Below are 1,975 nucleotides of genomic sequence, written 5' to 3'. Positions count from 1 at the left end.
TGGGTTCGATGGGGCCGGCCGATGCGACCGGCGAGACCGATGCGACCGGTGAGACCGGCGAGGCCGGACCGGCCGGCCTCGCCCCTCCCGCCGGCCTCTCCCTGCCCGCTCAGTGGTTCAGATTCTTCACCACGTCCTCGACCATCTTCTTGGCGTCGGCGAACAGCATCATGGTGTTGTCGCGGAAGAACAGCTCGTTCTCGACGCCGGCATAGCCCGCCGCCATGCCGCGCTTGATGAACAGCACCGTCTTGGCCTTCTCCACGTCGAGGATCGGCATGCCGTAGATCGCCGAGCTCGGGTCGGTCTTGGCCGCCGGGTTGGTCACGTCGTTGGCGCCGATGACGAAGGCGACGTCGGCCTGCGCGAACTCCGAGTTGATGTCCTCCAGCTCGAACACCTCGTCATAGGGCACGTTGGCCTCCGCCAGCAGCACGTTCATGTGCCCGGGCATGCGCCCCGCCACCGGATGGATGGCGTATTTCACCTCGACGCCCTCCTCCTTCAGCTTGTCCGCCATCTCGCGCAGCGCGTGCTGCGCCTGCGCCACCGCCATGCCGTAGCCCGGCACGATGATCACCTTCGACGCGTTCTTCATGATGAACGCCGCGTCCTCGGCCGAGCCCTGCTTCACCGGACGCGTCTCCACCGCCCCCGCCGGGCCGCCCGCCGCGTCGCCGCCGAACCCGCCCAGGATCACCGAGACGAAGCTGCGGTTCATGCCCTTGCACATGATGTAGCTCAGGATCGCGCCGCTTGAGCCCACCAGCGCCCCGGTGATGATCAGCGCCGTGTTGCCCAGCGTGAAGCCGATCCCCGCCGCCGCCCAGCCCGAATAGGAGTTGAGCATCGACACCACCACCGGCATGTCGGCGCCGCCGATCGGGATGATGATCAGCCCGCCGAACACCAGCGCCGCGATCACGATCAGCCAGAACACGGTGTGGCTCTCGGTCACGGTCAGCACCACGATCAGCGCCACGATCAGCAGCGCCAGCCCGGCATTGATCAGGTGCCGGCCCGGCAGCAGGATCGGCTTGCCCGACATGTTGCCGTTCAGCTTGGCGAAGGCGATCACCGAGCCGGTGAAGGTGATGGCGCCGATGGCGACGCCGAGACTCATCTCGACCAGCGCCTGGGCATGGATCAGCCCCGGCTCGCCGATGCCGAACGCCGCCGGCGCGTACAGCGCCGCCGCCGCCACCATCACTGCCGACAGCCCGACGAGCGAGTGGAACGCCGCCACCAGCTGCGGCATCTGCGTCATCGCGATCTTGCGCGCGATATAGGCGCCGGCGCCGCCGCCAATGGCGAGCCCGCCCACCAGCAGCGCCCAGCCCCCCAGCCCCGCCGGCGGCGAGGAACCCAGCGTGGTCAGGATGGCGATGGCCATGCCGACCATGCCGAACAGATTGCCCTGGCGCGACGTCACCGGGCTGGACAGCCCGCGCAGCGCCAGGATGAACAGCACCCCGGAGACGAGGTACAGAAGCGCGACCAGATTGGCGTTCATGGCGGCGCTCACTTCTTCTTCGAGTACATGGCGAGCATCCGGCTGGTCACCAGGAACCCGCCGAAGATGTTCACGCTGGCCAGGACCAGCCCGACAAAGCCGAAGCCCCGCGCCCATTCCGTGCCGTCCGCAACCGTGTCGACGCCCACCGCCAGCAGCGCCCCGACCACGATCACCGACGAGATCGCGTTGGTCACGCTCATCAAGGGCGTGTGCAGCGCCGGCGTCACCGACCACACCACGTAGTAGCCGACGAACACCGCCAGCACGAAGATGGCGAGCCGGAACACGAACGGGTCGATCGCCCCGCCGGTCAGCGCGTGCGCCGCCGTGCCGGCGATCTCCCCATAGCTCTGCGCCGCCGCGTCGGCATAGGCCTGCGCCGCCTGCGCCGCCTGCCGCGCCACTTCCGCCGCCATGCGCGCGCCCTCCGCCGCGTTCTGTGCCACAGCGTCCGCGACG

The 1,975-nt window shown here is 69.0% G+C and carries 2 protein-coding genes; both read right to left on the bottom strand.

Annotation, left to right across the window (positions count from 1 at the left end):
- Window positions 1-109 precede the first annotated feature (109 nt).
- A complete protein-coding gene (locus KHC23_RS18585) occupies window positions 110-1,513 on the bottom strand; it encodes an NAD(P)(+) transhydrogenase (Re/Si-specific) subunit beta (RefSeq protein WP_213374572.1) in 1,404 nt (467 codons plus the stop codon).
- Between the two features lie 8 nt (window positions 1,514-1,521).
- Window positions 1,522-1,962, bottom strand: coding sequence for a proton-translocating transhydrogenase family protein (locus KHC23_RS18580; RefSeq protein ID WP_271188752.1), 441 nt, complete (start codon window positions 1,960-1,962; stop codon window positions 1,522-1,524).
- Window positions 1,963-1,975: the final 13 nt, after the last annotated feature.

The organism is Ancylobacter dichloromethanicus, from assembly GCF_018390645.1.
Taxonomy (GTDB): domain Bacteria; phylum Pseudomonadota; class Alphaproteobacteria; order Rhizobiales; family Xanthobacteraceae; genus Ancylobacter; species Ancylobacter dichloromethanicus.
Note: the sequence above shows the minus strand (reverse complement) of the source record. Positions and strands in the feature narration are given on the sequence as shown.

What these genes read in the sequence shown, in the direction of transcription:
- KHC23_RS18585 (WP_213374572.1), bottom strand. Translation starts at nt 1,513, where the DNA reads ATGAACGCCAATCTGGTCGCGCTTCTGTACCTCGTCTCCGGGGTGCTG.